The sequence below is a fragment of the Streptomyces sp. NPDC001920 genome, from assembly GCF_053594495.1.
Genome location: NZ_JBSFEP010000008.1, coordinates 221,674 through 237,808, shown reverse-complemented (window position 1 = coordinate 237,808; position 16,135 = coordinate 221,674). Strand labels below are relative to the sequence as shown.

13 protein-coding genes, 1 tRNA gene and 1 pseudogene are annotated in these 16,135 nt (G+C 71.1%); 8 read left to right on the top strand and 7 right to left on the bottom strand.

Annotation, left to right across the window (positions count from 1 at the left end; translation table 11 throughout):
• Window positions 1-11: 11 nt before the first annotated feature.
• The 3 genes from ACWCPI_RS16180 to ACWCPI_RS16170 form a co-directional block, all read right to left on the bottom strand.
• Window positions 12-986, bottom strand: coding sequence for a GNAT family N-acetyltransferase (locus ACWCPI_RS16180; RefSeq protein ID WP_451038709.1), 975 nt, complete (start codon window positions 984-986; stop codon window positions 12-14).
• A gap of 607 nt (window positions 987-1,593) precedes the next feature.
• Window positions 1,594-2,058, bottom strand: coding sequence for a hypothetical protein (locus ACWCPI_RS16175; protein ID WP_451038708.1), 465 nt, complete (start codon window positions 2,056-2,058; stop codon window positions 1,594-1,596).
• Window positions 2,059-2,250: 192 nt separating this feature from the next.
• A tRNA-Cys gene (locus ACWCPI_RS16170) sits at window positions 2,251-2,322 on the bottom strand.
• 426 nt (window positions 2,323-2,748) lie between these two features.
• Between ACWCPI_RS16170 and ACWCPI_RS16165 the strand changes: the two genes are divergently transcribed.
• From ACWCPI_RS16165 to ACWCPI_RS16145, 5 genes are all read left to right on the top strand, one after another.
• On the top strand, window positions 2,749-4,539 hold the full coding sequence (locus ACWCPI_RS16165; RefSeq protein ID WP_451038707.1) for a DEAD/DEAH box helicase: 1,791 nt from the start codon (window positions 2,749-2,751) through the stop codon (window positions 4,537-4,539).
• Window positions 4,540-4,838: 299 nt separating this feature from the next.
• Complete coding sequence (locus ACWCPI_RS16160; RefSeq protein ID WP_451038706.1) at window positions 4,839-5,480, top strand: IclR family transcriptional regulator; 642 nt, start codon at window positions 4,839-4,841, stop codon at window positions 5,478-5,480.
• A gap of 169 nt (window positions 5,481-5,649) precedes the next feature.
• Window positions 5,650-6,426, top strand: coding sequence for a chorismate synthase (locus tag ACWCPI_RS16155; RefSeq protein WP_451038705.1), 777 nt, complete (start codon window positions 5,650-5,652; stop codon window positions 6,424-6,426).
• Window positions 6,423-7,532 (top strand): o-succinylbenzoate synthase, encoded by a 1,110-nt coding sequence (gene menC / locus ACWCPI_RS16150; protein WP_451038704.1) that lies wholly within the window; start codon window positions 6,423-6,425, stop codon window positions 7,530-7,532. The genes ACWCPI_RS16155 and menC overlap by 4 nt, the downstream gene beginning before the upstream one ends.
• A gap of 66 nt (window positions 7,533-7,598) precedes the next feature.
• Window positions 7,599-8,390, top strand: coding sequence for a YlbL family protein (locus ACWCPI_RS16145; protein WP_451038703.1), 792 nt, complete (start codon window positions 7,599-7,601; stop codon window positions 8,388-8,390).
• A gap of 222 nt (window positions 8,391-8,612) precedes the next feature.
• Here the strand turns inward: ACWCPI_RS16145 and ACWCPI_RS16140 are convergent.
• The 3 genes and pseudogenes from ACWCPI_RS16140 to ACWCPI_RS16130 form a co-directional block, all read right to left on the bottom strand.
• A pseudogene (locus tag ACWCPI_RS16140) lies at window positions 8,613-9,663 on the bottom strand (ABC transporter ATP-binding protein).
• Window positions 9,656-10,303 (bottom strand): ABC transporter permease, encoded by a 648-nt coding sequence (locus ACWCPI_RS16135; RefSeq protein WP_451038702.1) that lies wholly within the window; start codon window positions 10,301-10,303, stop codon window positions 9,656-9,658. The pseudogene ACWCPI_RS16140 and the gene ACWCPI_RS16135 overlap by 8 nt, the downstream one beginning before the upstream one ends.
• Window positions 10,304-10,328: 25 nt before the next feature.
• Window positions 10,329-10,808 carry an Lrp/AsnC family transcriptional regulator gene (locus ACWCPI_RS16130; protein WP_451038793.1) on the bottom strand — a complete coding sequence of 160 codons (480 nt, stop codon included), beginning with the start codon at window positions 10,806-10,808 and terminating at the stop codon, window positions 10,329-10,331.
• Between the two features lie 138 nt (window positions 10,809-10,946).
• Between ACWCPI_RS16130 and hppD the strand changes: the two genes are divergently transcribed.
• Both hppD and ACWCPI_RS16120 read left to right on the top strand, forming a co-directional pair.
• On the top strand, window positions 10,947-12,092 hold the full coding sequence (gene hppD / locus ACWCPI_RS16125; protein WP_388800289.1) for a 4-hydroxyphenylpyruvate dioxygenase: 1,146 nt from the start codon (window positions 10,947-10,949) through the stop codon (window positions 12,090-12,092).
• 153 nt (window positions 12,093-12,245) lie between these two features.
• Window positions 12,246-13,103 carry a phage baseplate protein gene (locus ACWCPI_RS16120; protein WP_451038701.1) on the top strand — a complete coding sequence of 286 codons (858 nt, stop codon included), beginning with the start codon at window positions 12,246-12,248 and terminating at the stop codon, window positions 13,101-13,103.
• 49 nt (window positions 13,104-13,152) lie between these two features.
• On the opposite strand, the gene ACWCPI_RS16115 is transcribed toward ACWCPI_RS16120, so the two are convergent.
• Complete coding sequence (locus ACWCPI_RS16115; protein ID WP_451038700.1) at window positions 13,153-14,631, bottom strand: tetratricopeptide repeat protein; 1,479 nt, start codon at window positions 14,629-14,631, stop codon at window positions 13,153-13,155.
• 92 nt (window positions 14,632-14,723) lie between these two features.
• Here ACWCPI_RS16115 and ACWCPI_RS16110 point away from each other — a divergent pair, with 92 nt between their 5' ends.
• Window positions 14,724-16,130, top strand: a complete 1,407-nt coding sequence (locus ACWCPI_RS16110) for an FAD-binding oxidoreductase (protein WP_451038699.1) — start codon at window positions 14,724-14,726, stop codon at window positions 16,128-16,130.
• Window positions 16,131-16,135 lie beyond the last annotated feature (5 nt).

The following is a 16,135-nucleotide window of genomic DNA, read 5'->3' as shown; positions in this document are numbered from 1 at the left end:
CGGCGGTGGACTCAGCGCCAGTCGTCGATCACGTAGGCGTCCGGGTGGCTGTAGCCCGGTTCGTTGGGCTTGTGCATGGTCACGCCTTGCAGCCAGGTACGGAAACCGCGGTCGACCATGCGCCGGTAGGCGTCCTGGCGGGCCAGGTTCATTCCGGCGTCCAGTTGTCCGAGTCCCTTCTCGGCGGCCAGCTGCTCGCACGCACTCAGCAGCCGTTCGAACCGGTCCGCGGCGTCCGGGCCAGGGCGTACGGCGCCGAACTTGACGAAGCACACGTCCTCACCGGCCTCCGACCCCGCCCCGCAGTGGCAGACGGCCAGACCGTCGAGCTCGGAGCCGGCGCCCTCCAGGAGGATGGTGTCACCGAGCCCCTGCGCCTGCGTGGCCATGATCTCGCGCTCCAGGCTCAGGCCCTCGTACACGGCCCCCGTCAGCGCGCGGCAGAGGTTCAGCGCGGCGGGCCGCTCAGCGGCGGTCAGCTCGCCGTAGAGCACTCGGCCGGGGACCGCGGCACTGACGGCGACCTGTTTCCTCATGATGGCGGTGAGGAAGCGGGGCCAGAAACCGTACCGGCGGTAGAGCTCGAGGTGCTTGGGACTGTGCGAGAAGGTGAACAGGCCGAGGTGGCGGTTCTCCCAGGTGTCGAAGCAGGCCAGGACCGGTTCCATGAGGCGCCTGCCGATGCCCTGGTCCCACAGATCCGGACGTACGGTCAGCGGGCCGAAGAACCCGACGCTGCCCCAGTGGGCGGCGAAGTTCGTTCCGACGACCTCGCCTGCGACGGTCGCCGCGAAGGCCGCCTCCGGGTCGGCCGCCCAGCGGGTGCGGACATAGTCGGCGGTCCCGAAGAACGTCTCCGGCTCAGGGGCCCCGAGGAAGGTCCCGAAGGCGACCCTGAAGATCTCGTCGGCCCGGTCCAGGTCCGGCTCGACCAGCGGGCGGACCGACACCGAGGCGGCGACACTCGTTCGCTTCGCTGCGGGCATGATCGCTCTCCTTTCCGCCCCCGTTCCATCGCACCACGGGCGTGCGCCGCGGGCGAAGCGAACGGTGCTGCGGTGCCCCTAGGCCCGGGCGGACCGAGAAGGGATCGGAGACCGAAGGCTGAAGGGGCGGCACCCCGAGGAGGTGCCGCCCCTTTGTCCCGCCCGCTCGGGCAGGTGGAGGCCGTGGCGGGAATCGAACCCGCGTAACTCGGGACGGATGCCCACCGTTTCGTGCGGCCAGCGGCCAGCGGCCAGCGGCCAGCGGCCAGCGGCCAGCGGCCAGCGGCCAGCGGCCAGCGGCCAGCGGCCAGCGGCCAGCGGCCAGCGGCCTTTGCCTTTGCGGCGGCGGGATCTTGGCGATGACCTGCCCGTCCACGGGGAGCCACACCATCGCCACTGGCCCAACCCCAGGCGCCCTGGCTACACATCCATCGACTATGCGAACCGGTAACTCGTCCGTCATGCTCCCACGGTGGCAGGCAACCGGCAGTCAGGAACCCCGCCTCCTGGACTGTCCGCGCTGGTCAGGGCTTGATCTGGAAACCTGCGCTCTTGTACGCACCTCGTGAGGGGTTGTGCCCCACACGCGGCGGAGTAGTAAACGCCTTCAGGTAGAGGCGAGGTCGGATCGCATAGCAGTACGAAGGGCTTTGAGCGCCTCGGTCAGAGCGGCCAGGTTGGAAGGCCACTCGGGATCTGAGGTTACGTCGGGCTCGTCGAAACGGTCCCTTAAGTCCCGGAGTCGCGCAAACGCCCGGTCGGCCATGTCACCGAGGTGCTCAGGAGCAATGATCAATATTTGGTAGCGCAGATGGTAGGCATTGGTGGCTCCGAGAATGTTCCCTGCCTGTTCTATGCGCTCTTCCCTGCTCAGGCCAACGCTGCGCTTCAAATCTCGGAGACGATGTGTAGTGAGCGACAGTGCGCCTAGGTACTCGGCGTATAGCTGCTGCTTGACCGCATGCTCGCGGGCTGAGTGCTCGCGCTGCCACCGCGACCGTTCGCCCAGAAGCGTTGTAGTGACGCCCAAGATGGCGCCTAGTGCAGTGCCTGCGAGAGTCCCCCAGTCCACGGCTCCATCGTAGAGGCGCCAATCCCCGGGCCCAAGAGCGCGTTGGCGCTCTTGAGCACCGAGGGCGTGACGCCATGCCGAGCGCGGAGCGCTCGTACTGGTCAACTGAGACGGGAACTGAAACGGAGCACCAAAATGGGTGGCACCCTGGAGGGGGGCCGCCCATTTGTTTGGCCTGGTCAGACTAAGTAGAGGCCGTGGCGGGATTCGAACCCGCGTAACTCGCTTTGCAGGCGAGTCCCTGAACCACTCGGGCACACGGCCGTGTGCGCTGACTCGACCGTAGGCGGGGCGCTGGAGGTGCTCAAGGGAACGTCCCGCCCTGCAACAGGACTGCCATGCCCCGTTCATGAACCCCGGTGGTGGTACGACCAGGGTCTCGGTGCCGGGCGCGTCCGTCGGCGTTCCCGCGGAGTGGCCGACGTGACCCTTCCCGGCGTCAAGGGGCGTCGACGTCGCGAGCGGCGGACTGGACGTCGCGTACGAGCTGGTCATCGGTGTGACCACGCGGGACGCGAGTGACCTCCGTGTGATCGCGGGGCGACCGGGGCGGCTGTGACGTGGATCCCACCCACGGGTGCGGCGGCCTCGTCCGGGCATGGACGGCATTGGGCCGCCGGTAGGGTGGCCCGGTTGTCATACGCAGCCGACCCGCTGATCCACCGAGCCGCCCGACCCTCGACGGAGACCGTGACTACCACCGCCGCCTCCTCCCACCACCTTTCCCCCGCCTTCCCCGGACGCGCCCCCTGGGGCACCGCCAGCAAGTTGCGTGCCTGGCAGCAGGGGGCGATGGAGAAGTACATCCAGGAGCAGCCGCGTGACTTCCTCGCGGTCGCCACGCCCGGCGCCGGAAAGACGACCTTCGCCCTCACCCTCGCCTCCTGGCTGCTGCACCACCACGTCGTGCAGCAGGTCACCGTGGTCGCGCCGACCGAGCACCTGAAGAAGCAGTGGGCGGAGGCGGCGGCGCGCATAGGCATCAAGCTCGACCCCGAGTACAGCGCAGGGCCGCTCGGCAAGGACTACCAGGGTGTCGCCGTGACGTACGCGGGTGTCGGCGTACGGCCCATGCTGCACCGCAACCGGGTCGAGCAGCGCAAGACGCTCGTCATCCTCGACGAGATCCACCACGCCGGTGACTCCAAGTCCTGGGGCGAGGCCTGTCTGGAGGCGTTCGAGCCCGCGACGCGGCGGCTCGCGCTGACCGGTACGCCGTTCCGCTCCGACACCAACCCCATCCCGTTCGTGACGTACGAGGAGGACAACGCCGGCATCCGGCGGTCGGCCGCCGACTACACCTACGGCTACGGCTCCGCACTCACCGACGGCGTCGTCCGGCCCGTCATCTTCCTCTCCTACAGCGGCAACATGCGCTGGCGGACCAAGGCCGGCGACGAGATCGCGGCCCGCCTCGGCGAGCCGATGACCAAGGACGCCGTCAGCCAGGCCTGGCGCACCGCCCTCGATCCGCGTGGCGAGTGGATGCCGAGCGTGCTGCGCGCCGCCGACCAGCGCCTCACCGAGGTCAGGAAGGCCATCCCGGACGCCGGGGCGCTCGTCATCGCCTCCGACCAGGACTCCGCGCGCGCCTACGCCAAGCTCATCCGTGAGATCACCGGCAACAAGGCGACCCTCGTGCTGTCCGACGACGCCGGGGCCTCGAGCCGCATCGACGAGTTCAGCAACAGCAACGACCGGTGGATGGTCGCCGTGCGCATGGTGTCCGAGGGCGTCGACGTCCCCCGGCTCGCGGTCGGCGTGTACGCCACCACCATCTCCACCCCCCTCTTCTTCGCGCAGGCCGTCGGCCGCTTCGTACGGTCCCGGCGGCGCGGCGAGACCGCGTCGGTCTTCCTGCCGACCGTCCCGGACCTGCTCACCTTCGCCAACGAGATGGAGGTCGAGCGCGACCACGCCCTCGACAAGCCGAAGAAGGAGGGCGAGGAGGACCCGTACGCCGAGTCCGAGAAGGAGATGGAGGAGGCGAACAAGGAGCAGGACGAGGACACCGGCGAGCAGGAGCAGTTCTCCTTCGAGGCGCTGGAGTCCGAGGCCGTCTTCGACCGGGTCCTCTACGACGGTGCCGAGTTCGGCATGCAGGCCCACCCCGGCAGCGAGGAGGAGCAGGACTACCTCGGCATCCCCGGGCTCCTCGAACCCGACCAGGTGCAGCTCCTCCTCCAGAAGCGGCAGGCCCGGCAGATCGCGCACAGCCGCAAGAAGCCGGCCGAGGAGGCCGATCTGCTGGAGCTGCCCGCGGAGCGGCGGCCCGTCGTCTCGCACAAGGAGATGATGGAGCTGCGCAAGAAGCTCAACACCATGGTCAGCGCCTACGTCCACCAGAGCGGCAAGCCGCACGGGGTCATCCACACCGAGCTGCGGCGGGTGTGCGGCGGACCGCCCAGCGCCGAGGCCACGGCCGGCCAGCTCAAGCAGCGCATCGCCAAGGTGCAGGAGTGGGCCACCCGGATGCGGTGACGGCGGGCGCGGAGGCGGGTCCCGCGCGCCGTACGTATCTGGGCAAACGGGAGTCCTTTGTATCGGCCATTGCCCGGATTCTGGACGGAGCCTTCCGCTCAGCGAACCGGCTTCGCTAATGTCCGCCTACGCATACGCCCCGTGGCAGCGCCGCCGCGGAGCGCAGCCGTGAAGCGACGCGGTCCGGACTCACCGGGCCGCCGGCCGATCGGCGGCCTCTGACGCGCGTCGCCGAACGGGACTCGGTGACGCACCCGCCGCGATGAGGCCGCCGACCTCACCACTAAGGAGTGGGCGTCGTGACCGCGGAGACCTCTCAGACGCTCGACCGAGGACTGCGTGTCCTCAAGCTGCTGGCCGATACGGACCACGGGCTGACCGTCACCGAGCTTTCCAACAAACTGGGCGTGAACCGGACCGTGGTGTACCGGTTGCTCGCCACGCTCGAACAACACGCGCTCGTACGCCGTGACCTCGGCGGCCGCGCCCGGGTCGGGCTCGGCGTGCTGCGCCTGGGCCGACAGGTGCATCCGCTGGTACGGGAGGCGGCGCTGCCGGCGTTGCGCTCGCTGGCCGAGGACATAGGCGCGACCGCCCATCTGACGCTGGTGGACGGCACGGAGGCGCTGGCCGTCGCCGTCGTCGAGCCGACCTGGACGGACTACCACGTGGCCTATCGGGCCGGCTTCCGGCACCCGCTGGACCGCGGCGCGGCCGGCCGGGCGATCCTGGCCGCGCGGCAGCAGCCGATGGAGGAGCCCGGATACACCCTGACCCACGGCGAGTTGGAGGCCGGCGCGAGCGGGGCCGCCGCGCCGTTGCTCGGGGTGACCGGGGTCGAGGGCAGCGTGGGTGTGGTGATGCTGGCCGACGCGGTGCCGGAGCGGGTGGGTCCGCGGGTCATGGACGCGGCCCGGGAGGTGGCGGAGGCGTTGCGCTGAGGTGTCCGCCCGGAGGCGGCGTGGCCGCGTGAACAACCCTGCGGGTCAATACATCCAGGCCCTGTCGTTTGGATCATCCCGGCGTCGCGACAGAAGCCGCCTCTCAAAGCCGGCCTGATCCGAACGACAGGGCCTAGGCAGGGCCGCCGCCGCCTCCGACACTCGACTCATGACCTCACTCAGCATCCGCACCGTCCATGACGTCGCCGGGTTCGGGGCCGTCGCCGACTTCTTCAGCGACGTGTGGAACACGCCGCGGAGCGCGCCGCCGTTACTGTCCGAGACGCTGAACAGCCTCGCCCACGCGGGCGGCGCCGTCCACGCCGCCCACGACGGCCCGAAGCTGGTCGGCGCGTCCGTCGCGGTGTTCGGGCCACCCGCGTCGAGAGAGACGTACTCCTTGCTGACCGCGGCCGAGCGGGGCCTCGGCCACCAGGTGAAGCAGGCCCAACGGGCGTGGGCCTTGGAGCACGGGGCCCGGACCATGCGCTGGACCTTCGATCCGCTGGTGGGCCGCAATGCCCGCTTCAACCTGGTCAAGCTGGGTGCCCAGGGGACCGAGTACCTCGTCGACTTCTACGGCCCCATGGCCGACGGCGTCAACGACGGCGACGAGAGCGACCGGCTGGCGGTGACCTGGGAACTCGCCCCGTCCCTACGGCTGCCCGACCAGCCGGACGCCCCGGCCGATCGCCAGGCCGCCCCCACCACGCACACCGCCCCCGACGGCGGCCCGCTCGCCCGCCGTGACCTCGGCGACCGGCACATATGGTGCCGCGTGCCCGACGACATCGTGGCGCTGCGGGCGGCCGACCCGGACCTGGCGCTGCGCTGGCGGCGGGCCGTGCGTGAGGTGTTCACCAAGGCCTTCGCAGACGGCTTCACCGCGACCGGGATGTCCCGGGACGGCTGGTACACGCTCACCCGCCCGGAGGCCGCCGCGTGAAACTGGAGCGCGTCGAGATCGTCCACGTGGCGATCCCGCTGGTCACCCCCTTCCGTACCTCCTTCGGCACGATGACCACGAAGGACACCTTCTTGCTGCATGTCGTCACGGACACGGCAGAGGGCTGGTCGGAGTTCGCCGGCGATCCGGAGCCGCTGTACTGCCCGGAGTTCGTGGCCGGCGCGGAGATCGTGCTGCGCGACTTCCTGCTGCCGCGGGTGGCGGTCCTGCCCGCGCTCGGCACGGCCCACCTCGGGTCGGTGACGGCGAGGATCAAGGGGCACGAGCTGGCGAAGGCGGCGCTGGAGACGGCCGTCCTCGACGCGGAGCTGAGGTCGTACGGGATGCCGCTCGCGACCTACCTGGGGTCGGTGCGGGAACGGGTGCCGGCCGGGGTGTCGGTCGGGATCAGGCAGAGCGTCGGCGAGCTGCTGGACGACGTCGAGGGGTACCTCGCCGAGGGCTACGTCCGGATCAAGCTGAAGATCGAGCCCGGCTGGGACCTGGAGCCGGTACGGGCCGTGCGCGAGCGCTTCGGGGACGGGCTGCCGCTCCAGGTGGACGCCAACACGGCGTACGGCCTCGCGGACACCGAGCATCTGCGGCGGTTGGACGACTTCGGGCTGCTGCTGATCGAGGAGCCGCTCGCGGAGAACGACCTGTACGCCCACGCCCGTCTGCAGCAGCGCCTCGCCACCCCGGTCTGCCTCGACGAGTCCCTGCACAACGCCCGCGACACCGCGTCCGCGATCGCGATGGACGCCTGCCGGGCCGTGAACGTCAAGCCCGCCCGGGTCGGGGGGTACCTGGAGGCGCGGCGGGTGCATGACGTGGCGCACGCGCACGGGGTGCCGGCGTGGTGCGGCGGCATGCTGGAGACGGGTGTCGGACGCGCACCGAACCTGGCGCTGGCCGCCCTGCCCGGCTGCACGCTCCCCGGGGACACCTCGGCGTCCAGCCGTTACTTCGCCGAGGACATCACGGAGCCGTTCGTGCTGGTCGACGGCCACCTGCCGGTTCCGCGGTCGCCGGGCATCGGGGTGCGGCCGCTGCCGGAAGCGCTGCGGCGCTTCACCAGGGCACGGCGAGACCTGTACGTGACCTGAATGGGGCACCCTGGGCAGCTCCGACCTGCACCGGGCCGGAACTCGCCGTCACGTTAGATTGATGCCGTGCTCTCTCGCCTCACGCGCCCCCGGGCCGCCGCCGTCTGTGCCCTGCCGGTCGTGGCCCTGCTCGCCACGGCGGCCTTCGCGCCGCTGCCGTTCTCGCTGACGCAGCCCGGCCAGACGACGAACGTGCTCGGCGAGGACAAGGGCGAGCCGGTGATCACGATCTCCGGCGCGCCGACCCGCGACACCAGCGGCCAGCTGCGCATGACGACCATCACGGCCACCTCGCCGGACACGGATGTCACGCTCGGCGACGTGATCGACGCCTGGTTCCGCACGGACCAGGCGGTCATGCCGCGCGACTCGGTGTATCCGAGCGGCCGCAGCACGCAGGAGATCGAGCAGTACAACACCGAGCAGATGAAGGAGTCCCAGGACGCCGCGACCGAGGCCGCGCTGAACCACCTGGATCTGAACGACAAGGACATCGAGGTCACCCTGAAGCTCGCGGACGTGGGCGGTCCCAGCGCCGGCCTGCTGTTCTCCCTGGGCATCATCGACAAGCTGCAGGGCGACGGCTCCGGCGGCGACCTCACCGGCGGCCGCACGATCGCCGGTACGGGCACGATCGACGCGGCCGGGAAGGTCGGTGCGGTCGGGGGCGTGGCCCTGAAGACGCAGGCGGCCCGGCGGGACGGGGCGACGGTCTTCCTGGTGCCGAAGGCGGAGTGCTCCGAAGCGGAGGCGGAACTGCCGAAGGGGCTCCGGCTGATCCCGGTGACCACGCTGGAGGGCGCGGTGGGCGCGTTGAAGGCGCTGGAGTCGGGGAAGGGCCCGGTTCCCGGCTGCTGAAGCAACTCGTGCGACTCCTGCAACGCGCGCGTCTCGGCGATGGGCCCGCGCGAGTTACCGTACGAACCCCTCCCCCTTCATCCACTCCAGCGCCACCTGAGGTCAGCTTCCGCCGACCCACCCGGCGCGCGGGGGGCCGCACCGCGACGGCGGCCCCGGAGGTCTGCTCCTGCGCCCGCTCGTCCGGCTCCTCCAGGGGCAGGTCGGGGGCCTCGGGAGCACTCACGTCTTCTTCTCCCAGGCGTCGCCCTCCTGCTCGGCGTGCGTGCGGTCGCTGCGGGCGGCCTCCAGTTCGTGCTGCGCCTCCAGAGCCTCCAGCCGGTCCGCCTCAAGCAGTTCGTGCACGGAGTTCATCAGCGTGTCCATGTCGATGACGCCGGTGTACTCGCCGCGCCGTCCGGTCACCGCCACCCGGCCCGCGTCGTCCGTCAGCACGGCCTCCAGGGCGTCCCGCAGGGTCGCGTCCCTGGTCACCGTGTCGTGCACCGGCGTGCCCGCCCGCGCCCACGAAGCCCGACACGAAGTCGTCCGCCGGGTTGGTGAGGATGGCCTCCGGGGTGTCGAACTGGGCGATGCGCGAGCGTTCGCGCAGCACGGCGATACGGTCACCGAGCTTGATCGCCTCGTCGAAGTCGTGCGTGACGAAGACGATCGTCTTGTGCAGTTCGTGCTGCAACCTGATCAGCTCCTCCTGGAGGTGATCACGGGTGATCGGGTCGACCGCCCCGAACGGCTCGTCCATCAGCAGCACCGGGGGATCCGCCGCCAACGCCCGCGCCACGCCGACGCGTTGCTGCTGACCACCGGAGAGCTGACGGGGGTAGCGGCCGTGGAACTCGCCGGGGTCGAGGCCGACGAGGTCGAGCAGTTCCTCGGTCCGCGCGCTGATTCGGGCCTTCGGCCAGCCGACCATCCTCGGTACGAGGGCGATGTTCTGCGCGACCGTCATGTGCGGGAAGAGACCGGCGGACTGGATGGCGTAGCCGACCTTGCGGCGCAGTTTCACCGGATCGATGTCCGTGACGTCCTCGCCGCCGATGCGGATGCGGCCGGCACTCGGCTCGATCAGTCGGTTGATCATCTTGAGCGTGGTGGACTTGCCGCAGCCCGAGGGGCCGACGAGGACGACGACCTCGCCCGCCTTGATCTCCATGCTCACGTCGTCCACGGCCGGCTGCCGACCACCGGGGTAGCGCTTGGTCAGGTTCTCCAGCTCGATGGCGGCGCCGTGGTGGCCCTCGGGACGGGCGCCCCGTGTCCCGGTCTCAGACACGGATCCCCCTCGGCACGGTCAACCGTCCGAGCAGGACGTACGCGCAGTCGAACAGCAGTGCCAGGACGATGATCCCGAGCGTGCCCGCGAGGACCTGGTTGAGCGCGTTCGCGCTGCCCAGCGAGGCGAGGCCACGGAAGATCACGTTGCCGAGGCCGGGGCCGGAGGCGTACGCCGCGATCGCCGCGATGCCCATCAGCATCTGCGTCGCGACCCGGATCCCGGTCAGGATCGGCGGCCAGGCCAGCGGCAGCTCCACCCGCAGCAGCCGGGCGGCGCGTGACATGCCGATGCCACGGGCGGCGTCCACCAGCGACGGGTCGACCCCGCGCAGCCCCACGATCGCGTTGCGCACGACCGGCAGCAGCCCGTACAGCGTCAACGTGATCACGGTGGGCGCCACACCCAGCCCCACGATCGGGACGAGCAGACCGATCATGGCGAGCGACGGAACGGTCAGAACGGTCGAGGTGGCCAGCGTGGCGAGGCTGCCCGCCCACTCGCTCCGATACGTGGCCACGCCGATCAGCACGCCCAGCGCGGTCGCCACGACCATGCACTGGAAGACGGCGCTCGCGTGCTGGTAGGCGTCGGTGAGCAGCTGCTGGTGCCGGCCTCCCAGGTACTCCCAGAAGCTCACATCCTCACCCCGATCACCAGGTCGGCTAGATCCTCTCCCGGTCCTCGGCCGCCTGCTCCACCAACGGGATGATCCGCAGCGGCACGGGGTTCTCCATCACGATCGCGGTGGAGGCCCGGACGATCCCATCGAAACCGACGACCCGGTCGATCACACGCTGGAGATCGGCGTTGGAGCGCGCCACGAGCCGGCACAGCATGTCCCCGGTCCCGGTGGTGGTGTGCAGCTCCAGAACCTCCGGCACGGTCGCCAAGTGGGCCCGCACGTCGGCCCCTTGCCCCTGCCTGATCTGGAGCGTGGCGAAGGCGGTGACCGGATAGCCGAGGGCCGCCGGATCCACCTCGGGACCGAATCCGCGGATGACTCCGTTCGACTGAAGCCGGTCCAGCCGCGCCTGTACCGTCCCGCGGGCCACGCCCAGCCGCCGGGACATCTCCAGCACCCCGATCCGCGGCTCCCGCGCCAGCAGCACGATGATCCGCCCGTCCAGATGATCGATCGCCACAGCAGCCTGCCCTGTCTCCTCGGTTGGAGTGGTCATCCTGTACAGAAGGCCCGCAGGAACGAGCACTGCACTGGTCATGTTGCCCAATGAATGAGCGAACTATTGCGCACCTTGCCCCACCAGAGTGAGGCTGCGCCTATGACGCAGACCACACACCACACTCCCGACACCGCCCGGCAGGCCGACCCCTTCCCGGTCAAGGGAATGGACGCGGTCGTCTTCGCCGTGGGCAACGCCAAGCAGGCGGCGCACTACTACTCGACCGCCTTCGGCATGCGTCTCGTGGCCTACTCCGGACCGGAGAACGGCAGCCGCGAGACCGCGAGCTACGTGCTGGAGAACGGCTCCGCCCGCTTCGTCCTCACCTCGGTCATCAAGCCGGCCACCCCCTGGGGCCACTTCCTCGCCCAGCACGTGGCCGAGCACGGCGACGGCGTCATCGACCTCGCCATCGAGGTCCCGGACGCGCGCGCCGCATACGCCTACGCCCTCGAACACGGCGCCCGCTCGGTGGCCGAGCCCTACGAGCTGAAGGACGAGCACGGCACCGTCGTCCTGGCCGCCATCGCCACCTACGGCGAGACCCGCCACACCCTCGTCGAGCGCACCGGCTACGACGGCCCCTACCTGCCCGGCTACACCGCCGCCGCGCCGATGGTCGAACCCCCCGCCCAGCGCACCTTCCAGGCCATCGACCACTGCGTCGGCAACGTCGAGCTCGGCCGCATGAACGAATGGGTCGGCTTCTACAACAAGGTCATGGGCTTCACGAACATGAAGGAGTTCGTGGGCGACGACATCGCGACCGAGTACAGCGCGCTGATGTCGAAGGTGGTGGCCGACGGCACCCTCAAGGTCAAGTTCCCGATCAACGAGCCCGCCATCGCCAAGAAGAAGTCCCAGATCGACGAGTACCTGGAGTTCTACGGCGGCGCCGGCGTCCAGCACATCGCGCTGAACACCAACGACATCGTGGCGACGGTCCGCACCATGCGCGCGGCCGGCGTGCAGTTCCTCGACACCCCGGACTCGTACTACGACACCCTCGGTGAGTGGGTCGGCGACACCCGCGTCCCCGTCGAGACCCTGCGCGAGCTGAAGATCCTCGCCGACCGCGACGAGGACGGCTACCTGCTGCAGATCTTCACCAAGCCGGTCCAGGACCGGCCGACCGTCTTCTTCGAACTCATCGAGCGGCACGGCTCGATGGGCTTCGGCAAGGGCAACTTCAAGGCGCTCTTCGAGGCGATCGAGCGCGAGCAGGCCAAGCGCGGCAACCTCTGAGTGGCGCGGGGGCGTGGCGAGCCCCTGCGACTCCTGAGGCCACTCTGCGCACCCTGTGAATTCGTCTGAAGCGCAACCAACACCGGTCGGCCGGGTATGTCCAGTCGTGCGGGGCGCCACGGGGGCGCCCCGCACGAGCGGGGGAGGGCAGGAGTGACCGACCGCTTCGACCTGACCGCACCGGCCGAGCGCTGGCTGTGGAAGAAGGGCACGCTGAAGGAGCCCACGCTGCTTCAGTCGTTCGCCTTCGACGAGGTCCACAAGCACCTGTACGTCCTTCAGCTCCGCCCGGGCGGCGGCCCGTCGGGCGACCTGTGCCTCAACCGGCTCGACTACCGGGGCAAGCGGCTGGGCCACATGTACCTGCGGGGCTTCGGACACGGCGTCACCATGGGCGTGCAGCACGCGCCCGACGGCACCGTGTGGATCTGGACCGAGGCCGACGCCGAGGACGGGTACGGCAGGGGCGTCACCCGCTTCCGCTTCTCCGCGGGCGCCGTCCGCACCCGCGACGACGTCAAGGTCCGCCACCCGGTCCCGGGCTCCACCTCCAACCAGCCGTCGCTCTGCACGGCCACGCGCCGCATCGCCGTGCGCCACCGCGTCGACGGCGAACCCCGCTACCGGGTATGGGACCTGGACGCGTTCGTCGCCCGCGACTACTCGGCCCCGATCGCCGACTTCCCGCAGACCGGCGCGCATCCCGACCCGACGATCCCGTTCCAGGGGTACGCCCTGCACGGCGACCACGTCTACCAGCTGGCCGGCACCGCGTACGACGCCAGGACCAACCCGCCCGCCCGGCGCGGCAACATCCACCTCTCCTGCCTCGACATCCGCACCGGCGAACTCCTCGACCGGCAGCGCACGGAGGCCGGCTACTCCCTCGACCACCGCGAACCGGAGGGCCTCGCCGTCCGTCACGGCTCCGGGGGCCGGCTGTGCCTGGGGCTGGGGTCGGGGAAGGTGGGGGAGCGCAGGTTCTCGATCTACTGCAAGCCCCGCGCGTAGGGCTGGGCCGGGCACGTCCCGCTCGCCACACGCCCCGGCGGCCCCCCGACTACCGCCGCCCCCGCTTCGCGTCCCCCGCGTCCCAGTCCGGCACGTCCCGCACCGACGGCTCCCCCAGCTCCCGCAACGCCGCCTCGGCCGCCGGCGCCCGCGTGGGCGAGAAGCCCGGATTGATCCGCAGTGCTTCCTGCAGATGCCGTCGCGCGGCCCCCGTCAGCTTCAGCTCCCGCTCGATCATCCCCCGGTGATACGCGTACAGCGCGCTGCGGACCGTGCCACCACGGGCCCGGTCGGTCGCCACCCTGGCGAACCTCAGCGCCTCCTTGTGCTCCCCGGCCCGGTGCAGCGCCCAGCCCAGCGCGTCGGCCACCGCGATCCCAGGCTGGCGCCGCCACTCGGCCCGCAGCCGCCGTACCGCGGACCCCGCGTCGCCGTGGTCCGCCTCGAAGCGGCCCAGCACCAGCTCCTCGTCCACCCCGCCGGCGGTACCCCGCGCCGCCCGCTCGCGCAGCAGGTCGTACTGCACCCGCGCCGCCTGCCCCAGCCCCAGCGACTCGTACAACTCGCCCAGCTCCAGGGCGTACTCGGGGCACGGCTGCTTGGCCAGAGCCACCCGGTAGGCGTTCAGCGCCTCCGTCGTACGGCCCATCGCCGCCAGCGTCCGCCCCTGCCCGGCGAGCGCGGCCCGCTGGTCGGGGTCGAGTCGCACCGCTTCCTGGAAGTGCCGCAGGGCCACGTCGAAGTCGCCCCGCTCGAAGGCGAGTTGACCGGCCCGTTCGAGGTACGCCGCCCGCTGCGCCGGGGCGTCGGCCGCCGCCGCCGCGTCGGACAGCGCCGCCGCCGCGTCCTCCCGCCGGCCCCGGTCCCAGTAGACGGCCGCCGCCCGTGCCCGCACCGCCGGGCCGGAGCGCAGCTCCAGCAGCCGGTCCAGGGCCCGCTCGGCCGCCTTGTACCGGCCCAGCCCCGTGTACGCGTCGATCAGCAGCGGATACGTCGTCCACCGTTTGCGGTCCACTTTCAGCGCCGCCTCGGCCCAGGTCCGCGCCGCCCCGAAGTCCCGCCGGGCGTTGGCCAGGGCCGCCATGCCGTCCAGCGCCTCGGCGTTCCTCGCGCGCACCTTCAGCGAGGTCCGCAGCGCCTTCTCGGCCTTCGGGTAGTACACCGGCTCCGCGGTCCGCCGCCCCTGCTCCACATACGCCGCCCCCAGCACCGCCCACGATCCCGCGTCCCCGGGACGCCTGCGCACCCGGGCCTCGCGCTCCTCGATCAGCACCGCCAGGTCGGGCAGCGCGGCCGGCACCCCCGTCGTCACCGCGGCCAGCGCCTGCGCCCCCGGTGCCGGCGCGGGCGCCGGCGACCCGTCAGGCCCCCACGGCAGCAGCGCCGACAGCCCGCCCAGCACGGCACACCCCGCCGCCGAGGCGATCAGCACCCGCCGCCGGACGAGCCGGCGGCGGCCCGGTGTGCCCTGCTCGTGCTCCGGGGCGTCGCTCCCCACGGTGTCGTCGTCGATGGCGCTCTTCTCCATGGCGCTCACTGTGCGTCAATACGACGACCACACCCCGCCGCCCGGCGTCCGGCGTACACGGGGTTCACACCGATGGCCCCGGGTGCCACGCTGTGATCATGAGCCGTACCGAAGCCGCACCCCACCAGGCCCACGGTGACCTCACCGAGCGGCTGCTCGCGGGTCTGCCCGCCGAGGCCGTCCTCACCGACCCCGACGTCACGGCCTCGTACGCCAACGACATGGCGAGCTTCTGCCCGGCCGGCGCCCCGGCCGTCGTCGTGCTGCCGCGCACCGTCGAACAGGTCCAGCACGTCATGCGCACCGCCACCGAACTGCGCGTCCCGGTGGTCCCGCAGGGCGCCCGCACGGGCCTGTCGGGCGCGGCCAACGCCACCGACGGATGCATCGTGCTGTCCCTGACCAGGATGGACCGCATCCTGGAGATCAACCCGGTCGACCGGATCGCCGTCGTCGAGCCCGGCGTCATCAACGCCGCCCTCTCGCGGGCGGTGGGCGAACACGGCCTGTACTACCCGCCGGACCCCTCCAGCTGGGAGATGTGCACCATCGGCGGCAACATCGGCACCGCCTCCGGGGGCCTGTGCTGCGTGAAGTACGGGGTGACGGCCGAGTACGTCCTCGGCCTGGACGTCGTCCTCGCCGACGGACGCCTGATGTCCACCGGCCGCCGTACGGCCAAGGGTGTCGCGGGATACGACATGACCCGTCTCTTCGTCGGCTCCGAGGGCTCGCTCGGCATCGTCGTACGGGCGGTCCTGGCGCTGAAGCCGCAGCCGCCCCAGCAGCTGGTGCTGGCCGCCGAGTTCGCCTCCGCGGCCGCCGCCTGCGACGCCGTGTGCCGGATCATGGCCGGCGGCCATGTCCCGTCCCTGCTCGAACTCATGGACCGTACGACGGTCAAGGCGGTCAACGCCATGGCGCACATGGGGCTGCCGGAGACCACCGAGGCCCTCCTCCTGGCCGCCTTCGACACCCCCGACCCCGCCGCCGACCTCGCCGCCGTGGGCACCCTGTGCGAGGTGGCCGGCGCCACCCAGGTGGTCCCCGCGGACGACGCGGCCGAGTCCGAACTCCTCCTCCAGGCACGCCGGTTGTCCCTCACGGCGCTCGAAGCGGTGCGGGGCGTGACGATGATCGACGACGTGTGCGTGCCGCGCTCCAGGCTGGGCGACCTGATCGAGGGCGTCGAGCGGATCGCCGAGAAACACCAGCTCACCATCGGGGTCGTCGCACACGCGGGCGACGGCAACACCCATCCGACCGTGTGCTTCGACGCGGCCGACACGGACGAGTCCCGGCGCGCCCGCGAGTCCTTCGACGAGATCATGGCCCTCGGCCTGGAACTCGGCGGCACGATCACCGGCGAGCACGGCGTGGGCGTGCTGAAGAAGGAGTGGCTGGCGCGCGAGATCGGCCCGGTCGGCATCGAGATGCAGCGGGGGATCAAGCAGGTCTTCGACCCGCTGGGCCTCCTGAACCCGGGCAAGCTGTTCTGACCCGT